10 protein-coding genes are annotated in these 16,177 nt (G+C 60.3%); 9 read left to right on the top strand and 1 reads right to left on the bottom strand.

What is annotated here, in order from left to right:
• The first annotated feature begins 35 nt into the window (after nucleotides 1-35).
• The 8 genes from IB245_RS05995 to IB245_RS05960 all read left to right on the top strand — a co-directional run bounded on the left by IB245_RS05995 (nucleotide 36) and on the right by IB245_RS05960 (nucleotide 9,951).
• Nucleotides 36-515, top strand: a complete 480-nt coding sequence (locus IB245_RS05995; RefSeq protein ID WP_192226962.1) for a copper chaperone PCu(A)C — start codon at nucleotides 36-38, stop codon at nucleotides 513-515.
• A 21-nt stretch (nucleotides 516-536) separates the two neighbouring features.
• The gene (locus IB245_RS05990) at nucleotides 537-986 is read left to right on the top strand and encodes a DUF2946 domain-containing protein (protein ID WP_192226961.1); all 450 of its coding nucleotides are present in this window, start codon (nucleotides 537-539) and stop codon (nucleotides 984-986) included.
• Nucleotides 987-1,155: 169 nt separating this feature from the next.
• Nucleotides 1,156-3,273: a TonB-dependent copper receptor gene (locus tag IB245_RS05985; protein ID WP_192226960.1), complete on the top strand. Its 2,118-nt coding sequence runs from the start codon at nucleotides 1,156-1,158 to the stop codon at nucleotides 3,271-3,273.
• A gap of 154 nt (nucleotides 3,274-3,427) precedes the next feature.
• Nucleotides 3,428-4,807, top strand: coding sequence for a PepSY-associated TM helix domain-containing protein (locus tag IB245_RS05980; protein WP_192226959.1), 1,380 nt, complete (start codon nucleotides 3,428-3,430; stop codon nucleotides 4,805-4,807).
• Nucleotides 4,808-4,955: 148 nt separating this feature from the next.
• A complete protein-coding gene (locus IB245_RS05975; protein ID WP_192226958.1) occupies nucleotides 4,956-7,076 on the top strand; it encodes a TonB-dependent receptor in 2,121 nt (706 codons plus the stop codon).
• A gap of 141 nt (nucleotides 7,077-7,217) precedes the next feature.
• Complete coding sequence (locus IB245_RS05970) at nucleotides 7,218-8,000, top strand: ABC transporter ATP-binding protein (protein WP_192226957.1); 783 nt, start codon at nucleotides 7,218-7,220, stop codon at nucleotides 7,998-8,000.
• Nucleotides 7,997-8,944, top strand: coding sequence for an ABC transporter substrate-binding protein (locus tag IB245_RS05965; RefSeq protein WP_192226956.1), 948 nt, complete (start codon nucleotides 7,997-7,999; stop codon nucleotides 8,942-8,944). Before IB245_RS05970 ends, IB245_RS05965 begins: the two co-directional genes overlap by 4 nt.
• Entirely contained in the window at nucleotides 8,941-9,951 is a 1,011-nt protein-coding gene (locus IB245_RS05960; protein ID WP_008038700.1) for a FecCD family ABC transporter permease, read from the top strand. Before IB245_RS05965 ends, IB245_RS05960 begins: the two co-directional genes overlap by 4 nt.
• 51 nt (nucleotides 9,952-10,002) lie before the next feature.
• Here the strand turns inward: IB245_RS05960 and IB245_RS05955 are convergent, their stop codons facing one another.
• Nucleotides 10,003-14,595: a DUF4329 domain-containing protein gene (locus tag IB245_RS05955; RefSeq protein WP_225609801.1), complete on the bottom strand. Its 4,593-nt coding sequence runs from the start codon at nucleotides 14,593-14,595 to the stop codon at nucleotides 10,003-10,005.
• A gap of 228 nt (nucleotides 14,596-14,823) precedes the next feature.
• Between IB245_RS05955 and urtA the strand changes: the two genes are divergently transcribed.
• The gene (gene urtA, locus IB245_RS05950; RefSeq protein ID WP_008031211.1) at nucleotides 14,824-16,089 is read left to right on the top strand and encodes an urea ABC transporter substrate-binding protein; all 1,266 of its coding nucleotides are present in this window, start codon (nucleotides 14,824-14,826) and stop codon (nucleotides 16,087-16,089) included.
• Nucleotides 16,090-16,177 lie beyond the last annotated feature (88 nt).

The following is a 16,177-nucleotide window of genomic DNA, read 5'->3' as shown; positions in this document are numbered from 1 at the left end:
TTGACCTGCGTTTTGAATCGTTCTGGAGAACTGTCATGTTGAACAAACTCATCGTTCTGGCTGCATTGCTGCTGCCTGCCTGCTTTGCCAATGCCCATGAATACAAGGCTGGCGAACTGCAAATCGCTCATCCGTGGTCACAGGAATTGCCACCGAACGCGCCGACCGTTGCGGCTTACTTCGTGATTCAAAACCCCGGCAAAACCGCCGACAAACTGCTCAGCGTCGACTCGCCGATTGCGGGCATCGCCCAGTTGCACGAGCACGTGATGCAGAACGATCTGATGAAAATGCAGCAGGTACCAACCGTCGAAATCCCGGCTGGCGGCGACGTCACGTTTGCACCGATGGCGTACCACGTGATGCTGCTGGAACTGAAAGACCGCAGCCTGCTGAGCGACGGCAAGCGGTTCCCGCTGACGATGCATTTCGAAAAGTCCGGTGACGTGACGGTCGAAGTCTCGGTGCAGAAAACCGCACCGGGCGGCGTGCAAGTGCACGCACACAACCCGTAATCGCCAGAGCCGAATACGCCCATGCGCCCGCTTAGCGCCAGGCCATCCGCGCCCCGTCGTCAGCCATTGAGCCTGACACGCGGCAGCTGGATCAGCCTGTTCGCCATGTTGATGATCTTCATCGGCCCGCTGATTTCTCAGTCGATGCCGATGGATCAGCGCGCCTCTTCGATGTCCATGAACATGTCGATGGACATGAGCATGGACATGTCAGCGATGGCGCACGGCGAGCACGGCGCGACACCCGCCGCCGAGCACTGCCCACCCAAAACCTCCCATCATGCGATCTGGGAAAAGTGCGGTTATTGCAGCCTGCTGTTCAACTGCCCGGCGCTGACGGGCGGCCAGTCTTTCGTTGCATTCGACGCCCCAAAAACCAGCACCTTCAGTACACCCGCCACCCGCCTGGGCCACGCCCGGCAAACCTTCTTCCCCGGCGCCCGCACCCGCGCCCCGCCCATCGTCGCGTAAACACCTCCCCAATCTCACACGGTTAGAAGACAGCAAAGCAACCTGTGGGAGCGGGCTTGCTCGCGAAAGCGGTGGGGCTGACCCACCCACATCGCGAGCACGCCCGCCCCCCACAGGCATTGCGCAGGCTGCCGGCCGTGTCGTTTACGACTGTTCGATGGAAATTGTCATGTCCAGGTTTTCTGCTGACACACGCTTGAGCGCCGCCCAAGCTTCTTTTGCCCTGAACGAAACGCGCGTTCGTTTCAGGCACGCCACCGCCGTTCTTTGCGGCGTACTGCTGACACCGATGGTGCTGGCCGATGATCATGCCGGCCACAGTGAAGAACTGAGCCCGACGGTGATCACCGCCATCGCACCGAGTTCGCCGCTGACCATCGTCACCAACCCCAAAGACCCACGCCAACCGGTGCCGGCCAGCGACGGTGGTGACTACTTGAAGACCATCCCCGGCTTCGATCTGGTGCGCAATGGCGGCACCAACGGTGACCCGGTGCTGCGCGGCATGTTCGGCTCGCGCCTGAACATCCTCACCAACGGCGGCCAGATGCTCGGCGCCTGCCCCGGCCGGATGGACGCACCGACCTCCTACATCTCACCGGAAACCTACGACAAACTCACCGTCATCAAAGGCCCGCAAACGGTACTTTGGGGGCCGGGCGCATCCGCCGGCACCATCTTGTTCGACCGTGACCCGGAAAGCTTCGGCGAACTCGGCACCCGAGTGAATGCCAGCATACTGGCCGGCTCCAACGGCCGTTTCGACAAAGTAGTGGACGCCGCTGCCGGCGGGTCATTGGGTTACGTGCGAGTGATCGGCAACACCGCGCATTCCGACGACTATCGGGACGGCAACAACGACACCGTGGCCTCGCGTTACGACAAGTGGAATGGCGACGTGGCACTCGGCTGGACCCCGGACGCCGACACCCTGCTGGAGCTGACCGCCGGCAAAGGCGATGGCGAAGCCCGTTACGCCGGACGCGGCATGGACGGCGCGCAGTTCAAGCGCGAAAGCCTCGGCCTGCGTTTCGAGAAGTCCAATATCGGCGACGTGCTCGACAAGGTCGAAGCACAGATCTACTACAACTACGCCGACCACGTGATGGACAACTACACCCTGCGCACGCCGTCCGGCACCGGGATGATGGCCGGCCCGATGGCTTCCAGTGTCGATCGTCGAACCCTGGGCGCGCGGATCAAAGCCACGTGGCGCTGGGCCGATGTGCAATTGATCAGCGGCATCGACGCGCAGACCAGCGAACACCGCAAGCGCAGCGCCATGGGCATCGACACCTACAAGGATCTGCCGCGCAACAAGGACGCCGATTTCCATAACTACGGCGTGTTCAGCGAACTGACCTGGTACGCCGCCGACCGTGATCGACTGATTACCGGCGCGCGACTGGACCGTGCTTCGGCCAAGGATTTTCGGCAGACCACTGGCTCGGGGATGATGACCCGCGCCAACCCGACCGCCGACGACACCCGCGCCGACACCCTGCCAAGCGGCTTCGTCCGTTACGAGCATGATCTGGCCGACAGCCCGACCACGCTGTACGCAGGCCTCGGTCACACCCAGCGTTTCCCGGACTACTGGGAGCTGTTTTCGCCCAACTCGGGACCTGCCGGCTCGGTAAACGCCTTCGACTCGATCAAGCCTGAAAAAACCACCCAGCTCGACTTCGGCCTGCAATACAAGACCGAAGACCTCGAAGCCTGGGCCTCGGGTTACGTCGGACAGGTGCGCGATTACATCCTGTTCAATTACAAGTCGGGAATGATGGGCACGACCTCGCAAGCCGAGAACATCGACGCGCGGATCATGGGCGGTGAACTCGGGGCGGCCTACAAGCTGACGTCGAACTGGAAGGCCGACGCAACCCTGGCCTACGCCTGGGGCAAGAACAGCAGCGACGGCAAGGCATTGCCGCAAATGCCGCCGCTGGACGCGCGATTCGGCCTGACCTACAGCGAAGACAACTGGAGCGCCGGCGCCTTGTGGCGAGTGGTCGCGGCGCAAAACCGCATTGATCAGAACAAGGGCAACGTGGTCGGCAAGGACTTCGACAAGTCCTCGGGGTTCGGCGTGTTCTCGCTCAATGGCGCCTATCGGATCAACAAGAACTGGAAGGTCAGCAGCGGCGTCGACAACCTGTTCGGCAAGGCGTACGCCGAGCATTTGAACCTGGCCGGCAACGCCGGTTTTGGCTACCCGGCCAATGACCCGCAGGCCATTAAAGAACCGGGGCGAACGCTCTGGACCAAGGTGGATATGAGCTTCTAAAAGCTTCGCGGGCAAGCCTCGCTCCTACAAAATTCGCGTCGATCACAATCGGTGCGAACGCCACTGGACCTGTAGGAGCGAGGCTCGCCCGCGAATGACTGCACAGCAGTCACCAGACAACAACAAAAGTACCAAGCCAAGCGGAGCACAACCGATGAAACAGCCCAAACCGAATTTCTATAACCTGGCCTGGCGCTGGCATTTCTATGCCGGTCTGTTCGTCGCGCCATTCATGGTGATGCTGGCCCTGACCGGTGTCATTTACCTATTCAAGCCGCAACTCGACTCGTTGATGTACGACAGCCTGATGAACGTCCCGGCCGGCCATCACAGCGTCCCGGCCGACGACTTGCTCAAGCGGGTGAAAGACGCGTATCCACAAGCGACGATCAAGCAATACCTGCCGCCGGTCAACGCCGAACGCAGTGCACAATTTGTCGTGCTCAATGGCGGCAATGAGCTGAACGTTTTCGTCGACCCGTACCACGGCGATATCCTCGGCGAGCAAGACGCCAAGAAGAATCTGCAAGCGATAGCGCGAGCGATTCATGGCGAGTTGATGATCGGCACGGTCGGTGACCGGCTGATCGAACTGGCCGCTGGCTGGGGCATCGTGCTGGTGGTTTCCGGGGTCTTCCTGTGGTGGCCGCGAGGCCAGGCGGCCGGCATTTTATGGCCGCGCCTGAGCAGTCGCGGTCGCGTGCTGTGGCGCGACCTGCATGCCGTCACCGGGTTCTGGGGCGCAGCGTTTCTGCTGGTGATGCTGCTCAGCGGCATGACCTGGACCGGGTTCTGGGGCAAGCAATACGCCGGGGTCTGGAACGTGTTCCCGGATGCCATGTGGAATGACATGCCCAAGTCCGACGTCGAGGCCCGCAGCCTCAACACCGCCACGCGCCAGACCGTGCCATGGGCGATGGAAAACACGCCGATGCCGATGTCCGGCGACCACGCCGAACACATGGCCCACGACAGTGCGCAACCCGGCCCCGCCGCCCCGACCATCAGCCTGCAAGACGTGCAGAACATCGCCGTGCAACGCAAGGTCGAGCCGGGTTACAGCATTACTTTCCCGACCACGGCCACCGGCGTATTCACCATTGCCGTATTCGCCGATGACCCGCGCAACGACGCGACCCTGCATGTCGATCAGTACACCGGCAACGTCCTCGCCGACGTGCGCTGGGAACATTACGGCCCCGTGGCCCGCGCCACGGAAACCGGCGTGATGTTGCACGAAGGCAAGATGTTCGGGGTGCTCAACCAGATCATCGTGCTGCTGATCTGCCTGATGATTCTGCTCAGTGCCGTCAGCGGCGTGGTGATCTGGTGGAAGCGTCGGCCACAAGGCAAGTTCGGTGTTCCACCGCTGCGCCACGACCTGCCGAAATGGAAAACAGGGGTAGCGATCATGCTGGTGCTGGCAGTGGCGTTTCCGTTGGTGGGCGCTTCGCTGGTGTTGGTCTGGTTGCTGGATCGAGTGCTGTTGTCGCGATTCACCCGACAAACTGAATCAGCCTCATCTTCATCATGAAACAGGCGAGATGCGCGTATTAGAGGGATCTGTAGACTTCGGGCGCTTATCGCACGGTCATTTTTAGTGTTACTGTATAACGCAAATGCACCGCCCAACCCGCAGCCATTGCTGCGGGTTTTCTTTTGGAAGAAGTGTCACCCACCCGATGAACAAGTACCTCTTGTCCGGCCTCTGCCTGCTCGCCCTGCACAACAACGCCCACGCGCAATCCTTGACGCTGCCCGCCGGCACCATCACCGCACCGGCCGTTGACGACGAAACCGTCAACCTCGACACGCCGACCACCGCCGGTTCGCGTCTGAACCTCACGGCTCTGGAAACACCCGCCAGTGTGGAAAGCCTGACTGGCGAACAGATCCGCGCGCGCGGTGACCGCAGCGTGCAGGACGCGGCCTCGCGCAGCACCGGGATCAGCCGCACCGGCACGCCGGGCGACGGCGGGACCTCGTTGTCTGCACGAGGCTTTACCGGGCAGAACTCGGTGATGCAGTTGTATGACGGCAACCGGATGTACACCGGCATGGGCACCGTGACCTTCCCGGTCGACACCTGGTCGGTGGAGCGTATCGATGTGCTGCGCGGCCCGGCTTCGGTGTTGTACGGCGAAGGCGCGACGGGTGCGGTGGTCAATGTGATCCCGAAAAAGCCCTTCGAAGGCGAGATCGAAAACCACGTGCGTCTCGGTTACGGCTCTTACGACAGTCAGCAACAAGCGTTCGACAGCGGCGGCTCGCTGAGCGATACCCTGAGCTACCGCTTGAACCTCAATCGCCTGCGCAGCAACGGTTGGGTCGATCGCGGCGATTCCTCCAGCGACTTCGTCAGCGCGGCCCTGCGCTGGCAGGCCACGGACGATCTGGCATTCACCCTCGCCCACGACTACGGCGACCAGAACCCGATGAACTACTTCGGCACGCCATTGATCAACGGCCGCTTCCACGAAGGTCTGCGCGACAAGAACTACAACGTCAGCAACGACAAGCAGCACTACAACGATCAATGGACGCGCCTGACCAGCGACTGGCAAATTTCCGATAACGTCAGCGCGAGCAACGAGCTGTATTACCTCAAGGCCCAGCGCCGCTGGCAGAACGCCGAAAACTACAACTTCGACCGCGACGCACAGCAGCTCAGCCGCAGTGGCTATTTCGGCATCGGCCACCGGCAGGAACAGGTCGGCGACCGTCAGACCTTCACCTTCAAGCATTCTCTGTTCGGTCTCGACAGCCAGACCGTGACCGGTGTCGATTACAACCGCATCCGCTTCCAGCTCGACAGCAACTCGCCGTTCAATGACGTGTTGCCCGATGGCCAGCCGATCGATTTGTATCATCCACAACGTGGCAGTTTTGAAAGTGCCAATCCGTATCGCGACCAGTTCCAGAGCACCACCAAACAGATGTCGGCCTTTGCCGAAAACCGCACGCAGTTGAGCGAGCGCTGGTCGCTGGTGACCGGTGTGCGTCGCGACTACGTGCACGTCGATCGCGACAACCTGGTCGATGGCAGCCAGAGCGACAAGACCCTGACCGGCAACAACTGGAAAGCCGGGTTGGTGTTCGCCGTGACCCCGGACACTTCGTTCTACGGTCAGTACGCCACCAGCACCGACGGTGTCGGCGGCCTGATTTCCCTGAGCCCGAGCCAGCAGCAATATGACCTGGCCACGGCGAAACAGACCGAGATCGGTGTGAAGCAGATGTTCTGGGATCAACGCGGCGAGTGGACGCTGGCGGCTTATCGCATCGTCAAAAAGAAACTGCTGACCGACGATCCGGGCAACCCGACGCTAAAACAACAGGTCGGCCAACAATCGTCCAATGGCCTGGAAGCCAGCCTCGATCTGCAATTGCCATACGCCTGGCAACTGCAGGCCAACGCGGCCATCGTCAAAGCGAAGTACGACGATTTCGAAGAAGTGGTCGCCGGCGTGCCGGTGTCGCGCAACGGCAATCGTCCGGTGGACGTGCCTCGTCGCACGGCGAATCTGTGGCTGAGCAAAGCACTCAGCGAAGACCTGAAGGCCGGGGCTGGCGTGCGTTACGTTGACGCGCGTTATGCCGACATGGCCAACCAGAACGAGCTGCCGAGCTACACCGTCGTCGATGCCACGTTGTCATGGAAAGCGCTGCGCAATACGACGCTGGGGCTGCAGGTGAACAATCTGTTTGACCGCCAGTATGCGCAAAGCCAATACAATGAGGGGCAGCAGTGGATTCTGGGTGAGCCGCGTTCGTTCTTCGTCACAGCTGATTACACCTTTTGACTCAAGGGCCCCTTCGCGGGCAAGCCTCGCTCCTACAGTTTATGTGTCGAACAAAAAATTTGTGATCGACGCGAATCCTGTAGGAGCGAGGCTTGCCCGCGAAGGGGCCATCAGCATCACCAAATATCTCTGAGTAAATGCATGACCTCGCTGAACCTCACCAACCTCGCCTGGACACCCCAGGGCCACTGTCATCACCAGTTCCAACTGCGTGATGCCTCGTTGCACGTGGCCGCCGGTGAGTTTGTCGGGTTGATCGGCCCCAACGGCAGCGGCAAGACCAGCCTGCTGCGGTGCGCCTATCGCTTCAGCAAACCGGAAAACGGTGAGGTCCGGCTCGACCACCACAACGTCTGGAAACAACCCTCGCGCTGGTGCGCGCAACGCATCGCCGTGGTGCTGCAGGAATTCCCCGACGCCTTCGGCCTGACCGTCGATGAAGTGGTCGCCATGGGCCGCACACCGCACAAAGGCCTGTTCGACGGCGACACCCTCGAAGACCGGAATCTCGCGATGCAAGCACTGGAATCCGTCGGCCTCAACGGTTTCGAAGACCACGCTTTCGCCACGCTCTCCGGCGGCGAAAAACAACGCGTGATCCTCGCCCGCGCCCTGGCCCAGCAACCGCAAGTGTTGATCCTCGACGAGCCGACCAACCACCTCGACCCGCGCTATCAGCTGGAACTGTTGCAACTGGTCAAACGCCTGCAGATCGGCACCCTGGCGAGCATCCACGACCTCAATCTCGCCGCCGCGTTCTGTGATCGGCTGTACGTGCTCAATCACGGCCGCATCGTCGCCAGCGGCACACCAAAAGAAGTCCTGACCGCCCCGCTGCTGCGTGATGTGTTCGGCGTCGAAGCGCTGATCGATGAACACCCTTTGCACGGCTACCCACGAATCACCTGGATAACCCAACCATGACTTTGCGTTCCCTGCTGTGCGTTGCTCTGTTGCTGGGCAGTAGCCAAGCGTTTGCCGAAGCAACGAAATATCCGCTGACGATCCAGAGCTGCAACCGCGACGTGACCTTCACGCAAGCGCCGAAACACGCGGTCAGCCACGACATCAACATGACGCAGATGATGCTCGCTCTCGGCCTCAAACCGAGCATGGCCGGTTACAGCGGTGTCAGTGGCTGGAAGTCGGTCACGCCCCAGATGCAAGCCATCCTCGACGGCCTGCCGGAGCTGGCGGCCAAGTACCCGTCAGTGGAAACCCTGCTCAACGCCAACGTCGATTTCTTCTTCGCCGGTTGGGATTACGGCATGCGCGTGGGCGGTGATCTCACGCCGCAAACCTTGCAGCCGCTGGGCATCAACGTCTATGAGCTGACCGAGTCCTGCGCCTTCGTGATGAAGCGTCCACCGGCCAGCCTGGAGGACACCTACAACGACCTGCGCAACCTCGGCAAAATCTTCGACGTGCAGGATCGCGCCAATGCATTGATCGCCGACATGCAGGCGCAAGTCGCTGATGTGCGCAAGGATCTGCCGACGGACAAACCCCGGGTGTTCCTCTACGACAGTGGCGAAGACCGCGCCATGACCTCGGGTCGCCTGGGCATGCCGCAAGCGCTGATCGACGCGGCGGGCGGGCGCAACATTCTGGATGACGTCGAAGCGAGCTGGACCCGCGTGAATTGGGAGAACGTGGTCGAGCGCAATCCGCAGGTGATCGTGATCGTCGATTACGGTGAAGTTACTGCTGAACAGAAGACGCAATTCCTGCTCGATAACAAGGCGCTGCAATCGGTTGACGCGATCAAGAACCAGCGCTTCATCGTCATTCCGTATGTGCAGGCTACGCCGGGGATCGACAACGTGTTGGCGGTTGAAACCCTGGCCAAAGGTTTCCACGGCGAATGATCAATCGTCGCTACGCCCTGTTGCTGATAGCCCTCGGCGCGTTGTTGCTGGTGTCGTGCGTGGTGTCGCTGGGCTTCGGCCCGGCGCGGGTGCCGGTGGACGTGGTGTGGCGAATTTTGCTGCACAAGGTGTTCGGTTTTGGCGAGGTGAGCTGGACGGCCGGGCAGGAGCACATCGTGTGGCTGATCCGCGTGCCGCGCATGTTGCTTGGCGCCTTGGTCGGTGCCGGCCTGGCGCTGATCGGTGCGGTGCTGCAAGCGGTGACGCGCAATCCGCTGGCCGATCCGCACCTGCTCGGCGTAACCTCCGGCGCCACCCTCGGCGCGGTGATCGTGGTGCTGCATGTCGGTGAAATCGTCGGCCTGCTGACGTTGCCGATTGCCGCATTTATTGGCGCGCTACTGAGCATGCTGATCGTGCTGATGATCGCCAACCGCAACGGTCGCTTGGACAGTGATCGGCTGCTGCTGTGCGGTGTGGCGGTGTCGTTCGTGATGATGGCCATCGCCAATCTGCTGCTGTTTCTCGGCGATCATCGCGCCAGTTCGGCGGTGATGTTCTGGATGCTCGGCGGGCTCGGGTTGGCACGCTGGGAATTGCTCGCGGTGCCGGCCGCCAGTGTGCTGCTCGGGCTGGTTTTGTTGCTTGGCATGGCTCGACCACTGAACGCCTTGATGGCCGGTGAACAGACGGCCGTGACCCTTGGGCTCAACGCCCGCACCGTACGGTTGCGGGTGTTTTTGATTGCCTCGTTGATGACCGGAGTGCTGGTGTCGATCAGTGGGTCGATCGGATTTGTCGGGCTGATGGTGCCGCACATTGCGCGGCGACTGGTCGGGGCCGAACACCGGCGATTGCTGCCGGTGTGCGTATTGTTGGGCAGCGTATTTCTGGTGTGGGTCGATGTCGCTGCGCGCACGCTGATCGCCCCCGAGGATTTACCGATTGGCGTGGCCACGGCGGCGATTGGCGGGTTGTTTTTCATCGGCCTGATGAGACGTCGCTGAGCACTTGAGGACGTCAGTTTCTCAGGCTTCCATCAGTGAAAATACGATCCTCTACAGTTCGTCATGACCAGGCAACGCAGGTTTCCAGTTGGCGCTCACAAGCCCGCGACGGCGCCAGTAACCATCGGTATCCACTACTTCCAGCCGTCCCACGCCGGCGAGTCTGGCGAGGTATGCAGCGACTCCATCCTTTGCCTCTTCGCTGAAAAATCCGGTTTCCTGCGATGAGAAGCTGGGGGTGAATTTGAAGAGAGCCCCGCCTCGCCCGGTGAAATAGCAGCTGCCACCGGAGGCACCGCTCTTTTTCACAACGTCCCTGCTGAACCACAAGTCGGCCAGGGCCAGATTGTCCAGCAGCAGTTGATCAGCCGCGCTGGGGTCCTTCACGAACAGATTGAAGCGCTTGTAGAACTGATGAACAGCCACCCATTTGAAATCCTGCGGAAAAACCGGCAATGGCAACGGCTGCACGCCTGGTACCGCGACCGGGGCAATCGGCCCTCCCGGCCCTGAGTAAAACAGTGCGGTGGCAGCACCACTGTCGAGGCCGTCCTCAAGCGGCTCGACCGCAACGAACGAAGACGATGCCTGGTGTATCAGGACGCCTCCGAGATATTGCTGGCCGACGTACTCGCCAATCAGTCTTTGGGCCGAACGAGCCGCATCATCGGCGTGCGCAAATACCGGCCCGAGGGCAAAGCGGTGATCCGGCGCCCATCTCACCAGCCCGATGCCGGTTTTGACACCCTTGGCATCCACCCTGAACGGCGACCAGAAAGCACTGCGCACCACTGCCTGCAACTCACCGTTCGCGATCACTTTGCGTAGATACTCGAACAGCGTTTCGTGCCCTGATTGCAGCACCTTTTCGTAGGCGACCGCGACCTGTAACCGGGTCCACTCCGGTGCGCCGGCCTTGGGTTTGTATCGCAACAAGGCGCCATCGGCACAGGACACAAAGACGTTGAGAAAAGTGGTCACTGCCCCGGTGCGCACACGGACAGCGTCCAACCCATACATCAGATCCCGAGGAGAGATGAAACTCTGATCCAAGTCGTGCGGCAGTCGTCCCGTCCCGGTCGAAGGACACAGATAGATTCCCTCAACGCTGTATCCCAGAGGTAATAAGCCATCGGGAAATACCTTCTCTACAGCAAAACCTCCTTGTCGCCCGTCGATTGGCATCGTCGTCACATATCGCTCGGCGTTCAGCGACTTGAGCACGAACCCGAACCTCAATCCGGTTCGAGCGCCCACCGCACGGTGGACATGTCGTACGGCGTCGTTCAATTGCGTGAAGACCGGACTGAGCGCCGGATCAGCAATGGCCGACCGATGCACTTGCGATGGGCCTCCCTTGGAATAAGCGCTCCATGCTGACAACTGCCGGACCTTGCCCCACAGCCGGCTACCCTTGATCACTTGCAACCTGCCGGCGCTTGCAACCTGATTGACATACTCACTCGGGGTTAGCGTGCCATTGCGCATTTGCAGTTCTATCGGGGTGTGCCTGCGCTGCAATTGACTGGCGGGGGCCAATGATCGTGCGAGTTGCTTTTCGGCAGCACTGGCGCTGAGGGTGTAGCTGATCAGGCTGCCATCCAGTCCCAGCAAATATTCCCTGCCGGGCGATAGAGACGGCGAAAGCGCGGAACCGCTCAGGATTGCCGACATGAAATCGGTGGAAAACATAGCGAGGTACACGTCCCGTTCGCGGTTCGACAGCGCAAAAACCGGTTCGACCTGCATTCGCGAATGGTAGCGAGCGACGACCGTGCTTCCCGCCAGAAACACCCCCTGTTCGATCAATTCGTCCAGACGAATCCAGCTGGCAGGGAAGTTTTCGATCTCGACAGCCACCGGTAAAGTCGCAACAAACAAACCATCGAGCCGACGCAGCACCAGGCCACCGTAGATCCGCTCACGCCGCGAGTCCAACTGCGTCAGCGCATAACGCACTGCATCATCCTGCGACACAAAGACCGGGCTGAGCGCTCGCCGCTGGATCTGCGCGTAGGGTTTCCAATCCGCACCGACAATACCCGCCTCGTCCCACAGTTCACTGGTGTGCAACACCTTCAGCTCGCTGGCCTTGGCGATCAATTGAATGACGTCGGCATAGGGAGGTGTGCCGTTGACCAACAGCGACCTCAATTGCTGCAAACCTTTCGTGTCGAACCGGGTTGAGGTGGCCGAATGTTGATACCGCAACAAGGCCCCATCCAGTGTCGCGACAAAAACGTTCAGGTCTTGAAAATGCGTAAGTCGTTGGGTGCCCTTGTCGTCATAGATGGCCGCCGCCAGATCGGTCACGCACGCAAAGTGCCGCGCAAACCAGGCATCCACTGTCGATAACCCGCCGGGAATCCAGCTTGCCGAGTAATAGAGCGCGAAGGTGCGAAATTCGTCGACCAATACGGGAGCGCCAAAGTCGCTCGCCTGGTTCAATGCCCCCAGGCGCCCGACCGGCACCATTTCGGTCGCCACATACTCATCGCGGTCCTTGTGCTTGAGAATGAATCCCCAACCCGCCGCAGCCGTTCGGTAATCGAGCCTTGCGCGATGACGGGCGCTCAATACGGCTTCTTCGGCGCTGGTAAAAATCGCCCCGAGCAACGGAGGGGAAACGCCTGCGGGAGTTGACTCATTACCCAGCACCGTTCCTCGTGGCCCCCACACATCATTGCCGGCTACCACACGCAATCGGCCGGTTCCGGCCAGTTCGTCGACAACGGCATCGGGGGCAAGCGTGCCGGACGCCAGCGCCCGGTCGATCAGGGTGGAGCCATCGGCGAGCAGGGCAACTCGCTCATGCACTTTGTTGCGGGCGGCCACTTTCGATAGATCGGGACTGTAAACCAGCAGGCTGTCTGGCGATCCGGAGAGATAAAAGTCGACAACATGCGCGCTCTTGTCGAGCACCGAGCGAATGTCTTCGGTGGTGAACATCTGCGCCTGCGTCAATTGCTCTTGTTCGTCGGAACGCACAATGGCGCTTGAGTCAGCTTGCCAGCGCGAGGCGTACAGTCCGTGAAACGAGTATCCCTCGAGCAACATGATCGGTGCGCCGGTGGCATCGAGGGGGCACAGCCTGTCCAGCACAAACCGTGCTTCTGCGGAAAAAACCGGTTCTGTGGCAACGAAGCGTTTGTTTTGATCCTGCACAATCATCCCGGCGAAGCCTTGTTCACGCCGGCTGCCGATGTACTCGTGCGCAAAACGTGCGGCATCGTCCGCCATGAGAAAAGCGGGACTCAAACGCCTCGACCTGGCATAGGGTTGCCAGTCGGCGCCAACGTCCCCGACAACATCCCACAACTGGCTGTCCTTCAGCACTGTCAGCTGGCCGGCTGCGGCCACCTGCTTGACGTAGTCTGCTGGCTTGAGCGTGCCAGCCTTCAGTCGAGCGTTGAAATCCGCGCTCTCCTTCAACAGAGCTTCACGGATGTTCGCCGAGGGGCGGTACTGCAACACGGCACCATCCCGGGTTCTGGTGTACACATTCAGGAAGTCTGGGTATTCCTGCCGATAAACATCCCATAGCGAAAATTTGATACCCGCAGCCAACTCCTCCGGTGAAATAAAGTGCTCATAAAGCCAAGGATCGCTGGCACTCTGCGCGCCATCACTGTGCGACAGGAAGTAAACGCCATGCAGGTCGAAATCGAGCAACCTCTCCAGCTTGTGATCGGATCTCCTCGGAAAGGTATTGAACAACTCGATGGCCACATTCAGTTGGCTGGAGAGAACCGGATAGGTCGCCATGCATTCCGAACTTCCGGCAGACGTGACGACAAAACCCAGATACACACTACCGAAGACTGTGGATACGCTCGTTGCCGCGGCTTCGATAGCCTTGTCCACTTGATCGGAGACGGCACAAAAAAAAGGCTGTGAGACGGGCCGGTTGTGTCCCAGGGCGGTACCAAGGGTCCAGTTCGCCGGCACGTTTCCTCGTACGCCACCCCACTGATCATTGGGCACCAGTACGCTCAGCGTGCCGATCGAGGCCAGTTTCTGAATCAAAAGTTCAACATCGGTGAACGGCCCGAAAGACTTGAACCCCTGTTCAAAGAGTTTTTTCTCCTCTGCCGGCTGAGTGGACTCGTACTTGATCAACGAGTCATCCGGCCCCGACAGATAGTGGCGCTGGCCATAGGCGCCCGGGTCCTGCATGTGGGTCAGGATATGCCCTCTCGAAAAAAAACCGAGGTCTAACTTGATCTGTTCGGCTGTCCACTGCGGATGAGCACGCAGAACTTCAGCGTGGCTGGCCGAATGGGACAGGTAATACGCCGCACCACTGTAGCCCGGTGGGGCAAATAGCTCTCCGACGCGGCCGGTAGACAGCAAGGTGTCAAAATCGAAATGCCCCATCCTCCCGGCCACAGGCAACGTGGGCTGAAATTTTCCATCGCCACGCTGCACGATCACGCCGCCGTAGGCTCTGTCACGACGCGCGCCGATATGTCGGTGTGCCCAATAGGCTGCATCATCGGCGCTTATGAACGTCGGTCCCAGTGCGGGAAATTTGGCCGGTTCCTGGGGGATTGAAGGTGTATTGCCAGAGGTGCTATCCATGCGCTGCTCACTTGATTTCGAAACCACGATGATCAAGATTTCGCAGCACAGCAGGTGGTACATAGTTATCGCCTGCCGGGTTTTGGCACTGAACTCCCTCGGCACCAATGCTGCGCACTCAGGCGCACCCGCCTTGCAAACAGGCCCCAGTCTGGTGCGCGCTCCGGCCAGCCAATGGCTCTATCACGAGATTTACCGGCCTTTACCGAACAGGCACACCCCTTGCTAAAGACCCTTCAGTAGTCCGCATCTGCCAACCAAGAAAACTCATAAGTTCATGGAGATCGCACAATGAAGCGTCGCAGCTTGATCAAGGCTTTTACACTCACGGCAAGCATTGCCGCGATGGGCATGACCTGGACTGTCCAGGCCGCCGAGACCATCAAGGTCGGTATTCTGCATTCGTTGTCCGGCACCATGGCGATCTCCGAAACGTCCCTCAAAGACATGGCGTTGATGACCATCGACGAGATCAACGCCAAGGGCGGCGTGAACGGCAAGATGCTGGAACCGGTGGTGGTCGACCCGGCGTCGAACTGGCCGCTGTTCGCAGAAAAGGGTCGTCAGCTGCTGACCCAGGACAAGGTCGCCGTTGTGTTCGGTTGCTGGACCTCGGTGTCGCGTAAATCGGTGCTGCCGGTGTTCGAAGAGCTCAATGGCCTGCTGTTCTACCCGGTGCAATACGAAGGCGAGGAGATGTCGCCGAACGTATTCTACACCGGCGCCGCGCCGAACCAACAGGCGATCCCGGCAGTCGAGTACCTGATGAGCGAAGAAGGCGGCGCCGCCAAGCGTTACTTCCTGCTCGGCACCGACTACGTCTACCCGCGCACTACCAACAAGATCCTGCGTTCGTTCCTGCATTCCAAAGGCGTGGCCGACAAGGACATCGAAGAGGTCTACACCCCGTTCGGTCACAGCGACTATCAAACCATCGTCGCCAACATCAAAAAATTCTCGGCCGGTGGCAAGACTGCGGTCATCTCCACGGTCAATGGCGACTCCAACGTGCCGTTCTATAAAGAGCTGGCCAACCAGGGCCTGAAAGCCACCGATGTTCCGGTCGTGGCGTTCTCGGTCGGTGAAGAAGAACTGCGCGGAATCGACACCAAACCGCTGGTGGGCAACCTCGCGGCGTGGAACTACTTTGAGTCGGTGGAGAACCCGGCGAACAAGAAATTCGTCGCCGACTGGAAAGCCTACGCGAAGAAACACAACCTGCCGGGCGCCGACAAAGCGGTGACCAACGACCCGATGGAAGCCACCTACGTCGGCATCCACATGTGGGCGCAAGCAGCGGAAAAAGCCAAATCCACCGACGTCGACAAAGTCCGCGAAGCCCTCGCCGGCCAGACCTTTGCCGCGCCGTCCGGTTACACCCTGACCATGGACAAGACCAACCACCACCTGCACAAGCCGGTGATGATCGGCGAGATCCAGGCGGACGGTCAGTTCAACGTGGTGTGGCAGACCGAAGGCCCGATCCGTGCCCAGCCGTGGAGCCCGTTCATTCCTGGCAACGACAAGAAGCCGGAGTATGCGGTGAAGAGCAACTAAGCCACCTGGATGTCGGGCCGAATACATCGTTCGTGCCCGACACAAATCCTGTAGGAGCCGGCTTGCTGGCGATCAGCGTCACACGGTT

This window comes from Pseudomonas sp. PDM02, assembly GCF_014852285.1.
Taxonomy (GTDB): Bacteria; Pseudomonadota; Gammaproteobacteria; order Pseudomonadales; family Pseudomonadaceae; genus Aquipseudomonas; species Aquipseudomonas migulae.
Note: the sequence above shows the minus strand (reverse complement) of the source record. Positions and strands in the feature narration are given on the sequence as shown.

Excerpts from the sequence above, each read along its gene's own strand:
- IB245_RS05955 (WP_225609801.1), bottom strand. The coding sequence starts at position 14,595 with ATGTACCACCTGCTGTGCTGCGAAATCTTGATCATCGTGGTTTCGAAA.
- IB245_RS05995 (WP_192226962.1), top strand. The coding sequence starts at position 36 with ATGTTGAACAAACTCATCGTTCTGGCTGCATTGCTGCTGCCTGCCTGC.
- IB245_RS05970 (WP_192226957.1), top strand. The coding sequence starts at position 7,218 with ATGACCTCGCTGAACCTCACCAACCTCGCCTGGACACCCCAGGGCCAC.
- IB245_RS05965 (WP_192226956.1), top strand. The coding sequence starts at position 7,997 with ATGACTTTGCGTTCCCTGCTGTGCGTTGCTCTGTTGCTGGGCAGTAGC.
- IB245_RS05975 (WP_192226958.1), top strand. The coding sequence starts at position 4,956 with ATGAACAAGTACCTCTTGTCCGGCCTCTGCCTGCTCGCCCTGCACAAC.
- IB245_RS05990 (WP_192226961.1), top strand. The coding sequence starts at position 537 with ATGCGCCCGCTTAGCGCCAGGCCATCCGCGCCCCGTCGTCAGCCATTG.
- IB245_RS05980 (WP_192226959.1), top strand. The coding sequence starts at position 3,428 with ATGAAACAGCCCAAACCGAATTTCTATAACCTGGCCTGGCGCTGGCAT.
- IB245_RS05960 (WP_008038700.1), top strand. The coding sequence starts at position 8,941 with ATGATCAATCGTCGCTACGCCCTGTTGCTGATAGCCCTCGGCGCGTTG.
- IB245_RS05985 (WP_192226960.1), top strand. The coding sequence starts at position 1,156 with ATGTCCAGGTTTTCTGCTGACACACGCTTGAGCGCCGCCCAAGCTTCT.
- urtA (WP_008031211.1), top strand. The coding sequence starts at position 14,824 with ATGAAGCGTCGCAGCTTGATCAAGGCTTTTACACTCACGGCAAGCATT.